General features: G+C 61.1%; 4 protein-coding genes. 1 reads left to right on the top strand and 3 read right to left on the bottom strand.

The features are described 5' to 3' along the window. Window positions 1-362 precede the first annotated feature (362 nt). On the top strand, window positions 363-1,349 hold the full coding sequence (locus ACY693_RS16360; protein WP_462322876.1) for an Acg family FMN-binding oxidoreductase: 987 nt from the start codon (window positions 363-365) through the stop codon (window positions 1,347-1,349). 99 nt (window positions 1,350-1,448) lie between these two features. On the opposite strand, the gene ACY693_RS16365 is transcribed toward ACY693_RS16360, so the two are convergent. From ACY693_RS16365 to ACY693_RS16375, 3 genes are all read right to left on the bottom strand, one after another. Continuing rightward, the gene (locus tag ACY693_RS16365; protein ID WP_462322877.1) at window positions 1,449-1,835 is read right to left on the bottom strand and encodes a GGDEF domain-containing protein; all 387 of its coding nucleotides are present in this window, start codon (window positions 1,833-1,835) and stop codon (window positions 1,449-1,451) included. A 46-nt stretch (window positions 1,836-1,881) separates the two neighbouring features. Further along, window positions 1,882-3,105 (bottom strand): PAS domain S-box protein, encoded by a 1,224-nt coding sequence (locus tag ACY693_RS16370; protein WP_462322878.1) that lies wholly within the window; start codon window positions 3,103-3,105, stop codon window positions 1,882-1,884. Window positions 3,106-3,174: 69 nt separating this feature from the next. Beyond that, window positions 3,175-3,915, bottom strand: a 741-nt coding sequence (locus tag ACY693_RS16375) for a hypothetical protein (RefSeq protein ID WP_462322879.1), incomplete at its 5' end; no start/stop codon positions are given.

Genomic DNA, 3,915 nt, shown 5'->3' on the forward strand with positions numbered 1-3,915 from the left:
TGGGTCACTGGTTCGAGTCCAGTTCGGGGAGCCAATAGAAACAACGGGTTAGCTTTATGCGGGGCTAGCCCGTTTTTCGTTTTGGGCATCCTAGGTGAGTTTGGGAGGTACTCGAGAGTAAGTTTGCCGGCAGGTGCCACAAGCCCCAGATCACGCCAGTTACCGCTCGGACTAGGTAGGCGCCATCTCCCGCTGCAGCAAGGGTTGCGCCTTGTCGCGCCAACAGTGTGCCTCGATGCGGTTGAGAAAGAGAAAGAAAAGAGAAGAACAGGATTACGAAGGCGTTGATCGAGGGCGGCTAGGTGGCGAGCAAGAAGAATCGCCGCTGTTCACCTCACTCCTGACCAACCACGAGGTGCGCCATGGAGCCGATTGCCGAGCAGCTGATCCCCTTCGCGGTCCGGGCGCCGTCCGGACATAACACCCAGCCGTGGCAGTTCTCGGTGGGTCAGGACCGCATCAGGATCTTTCCCGACCTGTCCCGCCGGCTGCCGGTCGTCGACCCGGACGATCACGCGCTCTTTATCAGCCTTGGCTGCGCGCTCGAAAATCTCATCATCGCGGCCTCGCATCAGGGCCTTGTGGCGAGCGTCGAGTATTTCCCCGCCGATGAGGCGGAGGCCTGTGTGCGTGTTCGGTTGTCGGCAGCGCAGGGCGCCGATGAGAACGTCGACGCCTTGTTCCGCGCCATTCCCGAACGTCAGACGAATCGGCGGGACTACGATGGGCGGTCGATCAAGCAATCCGATCGTGCACGAATCCTGGAGGCCAATCTTCGGGATGCCGTGGAGCTGCGTGCGTTCAGCGTTGGTGATCCGGACATCGAGCCGATCATCGACCTCGTCCGGGAAGCCAGTATCATCCAGTTCAATGATCCGGCCTTCGTCGCCGAGCTCCTGTCCTGGATTCGGTTCTCCCGGCCTGAGGTGTCGGCCCGGCAGGATGGCCTCGTCGGCGAGGCAATGGGGTTTCCTTCGGTGCCGCGCTGGCTCGGCCGCTGGATCATGACGAGACTGGTGAAGCCAGAGGGCGAGGCGGATCGGCAGGAGAAGGCGATCCGCCAGTCCTCCCTGCTGTTGCTCTTCATTGCCCGATCGCATGACAAAGGCCATTGGGTCGACATTGGCCGAAGCTTCGAACGCGTCGTGCTCACCGCGACTTCTCTGGGCATCGCGCACGCCCACGTCAATATGCCCTGCGAGGTCGAGCCGATTCGCAGGCGGCTGGCGGCTCATCTCGGATTGAACCCCGGCGCGCAACCGCTGCTGCTGATCCGCCTGGGATATGCGAAGAAGCGACTGCCGCCCTCACCGAGACGGCCCGTCGATCAGGTCATGCGACAACCATAGCGGAATGGATTTGACAGGCACGCTGCTCTTTGACATCGGTCGCGCCGGGCGCGCTGCTGACGAGCTGGCCGCCTTCGGTCTCTCGATGACCTCGGTCGGTCAGCTGTTGCTCTCCCATCTCCCATCCTCACCGCGATCAGGTGGGAGCCTGCCCCTTGATCCGAGCGGGTCCGGCACCGTCGCGCTGCACACGCGATCCTTGCCCTCGCGCTTCGCTTGATAGAGCGCCCCGTCGGCACGCGCGATGGTCTCTTCGATGTCGAGGTCTTGACGCGAGACGATCGTGATTCCGATGCTCAAAGTAAACTGCACTGGGTCGGCGGCTCGGTTGGTCGCGACCTCGTGGCGGATGGTCTCGGCCACATGAGCCGCGCCTGCGAGTCCGGTGTTGGGAAGCAGTAGCAGGAACTCTTCGCCGCCAAAACGGACGATCAGGTCGCTCTGTCTGATGTGTTGCCGGATCAGCTCGACCAGGACGCGGATCACTCGGTCTCCGGTGTCATGCCCAAAGCCATCATTGATGGCCTTGAAATCATCGATCGATATCCATCATCGCGATGGCGATATCCCGACCGTCCCGGCGAGCGAGCGGCAGCAGAGCGCCCGCCGCATCTTCGAGATAGCGCCGATTGAAGGCCCCGGTCAGCGGGTCGGTGTGGGCGATCCTCTCTAGCTCCTGATTCGCGCGTTTGAGTGCCTCCTCGCTCCGTCGGATCGCGGTGAGGTCGATGGCGGCGGTGATGCGTGTCGGTTTGCCATCGATGATGGCGTTCTGGCCTTTCACGAGCATCGGAAAATGACTGCCATCGCGTTTCCTGCCGATCGCCTCGTAAGGCTCGGTATCCTCATTGGCGATCTTCTCGTGCACGGGCGCGACCGATTCGGGAGCGACGAACGCGTCTGGCGTAAGGCCGCGAGCCTGGGCGCTCGATGCGAAGCCGAACAGCTCGACGCCGGCCTGATTGAGATCAACACAGCGGCCGGCCTGGAAGATGGCGATTGACTCGAGGGCATTCTGGAAGAGATAGCGAAACTTGGCGGTCGATGCCTGTAGCTCCCGCGTTCGCTTCTTAACCTTATGCTCAAGGCTCTGATTGAGCTGACCAATGGTCCGGTAGCTGTGCTGGATGTTGTCTTGCATCGCATTGATGGCCTTGACGATGAAATCCAGCTCGTCATCGGTGCCCGGGCCGCGCTGGATCTGCAATCGTTCCTCGGAGCGCAGGTCGATCTGTCGAGCATACTCGCCAATCCGGTACAGATGTCGCGTCACCATCCAGTGGAAGGCCAATAGGATGACAATGGAGACGACGAAGGTCTTGACCCCCTGGGTCACGAGGATGATCAGACCGCGCTCGAAGAGGTTGCTGTAAACCCGATCCAGACTGGCCACGATGATCAGGCGTCCGGGCTCGACGACCCGGCCGAAATCGGTCGTCGCAAGCTCGATTTCCTCACGGATAAAACGCGCCTCTGGGGGCTCGCCCTGGGCCAGAATGAGCTCTCCGTCCTGCCCACGAATCTCGGCGAAGACAATATCCGGAAAATGCAGGATGCCGTCGAGCTGGCTGCGAAACTGCTTGCGGTCGAAATTCCAGACACTAAGGGCAACGGAGTCGCTGTAGCTCCCTTTGATCTGGTCCAGGCGTTGTTCGATCAGGTCGACGTCATTGCGATATTCCGTGTAGAGCTGCGCCCCGACAGCGAGGAGGGTGATCAGCGAGCTGGTGAAGAGGATCGTAAGCAGCAGACGCACCGCGAGCGGAGATCGTCGTGACGATAAGAAGAAGGACAGCATTGTTGCAATCGTGGACCTCGCTCGGGGTCAGCGTGACAGATCCTCGAGGGTTGGGAGATAGGGGTCTCCGTATTCGCGCAGGAAGTAGGCGCTGTAGGGACGGGCGACCTGCTCCAGGGTGCCCTTGCGGATCATGCGGCCGATGACCTCACAGAGCATCGCATCCGTTTCTGCACCCTCGGCGGTATCCGGCAGGATGAATTTGGAGCCGAAGATCCTGAAGTTCTGGCGGGCGATACTGGTCAGACCGGCCTCGCGAATCATGAGATCGATCTCTCGCGAGGCAAACACAAGGCCGTCGATTCGGTTGGCGCTTAGCTTCTTGACGCTGCAGGGCAGGCAAGTGGTGCCCTGCAATGGGGTCTCGAAAAACTGTCTGTGCCCAGCGTCGGTCTCGATACGGTAGTCACCGAGCCGGGCCAGATCGAGCGGGGGACGCTCGCGATTGCGGTAGAGGGCGAAATGACTCTTGGTCAGACTGCACCTGGAGCGTCGCAGGCCCCGCGCGCGCAGCTGGTCCTCGTAGGGGCCATCCTCGGGTTCCCAGTGGGCGCTGCCAACGATCGGAAAGTGCAGATCGGCAAGGCCTTGGGCGACATTATGGATCGAACGCTCGAATGGATAGACCTCGATGCTCAAGCGCCCGTCTCTGTATTCCTGGTCCATGGCCTTGATGACGTCGATGAGGATGCCTCGATCCTTGGTTTCCGCATAGAGCGGCAAATGGCCGACGTTGATCCGATAGTCTCGAGCGAGTGCGATGGTCGT

Source organism: Halochromatium sp. (assembly GCF_054919635.1).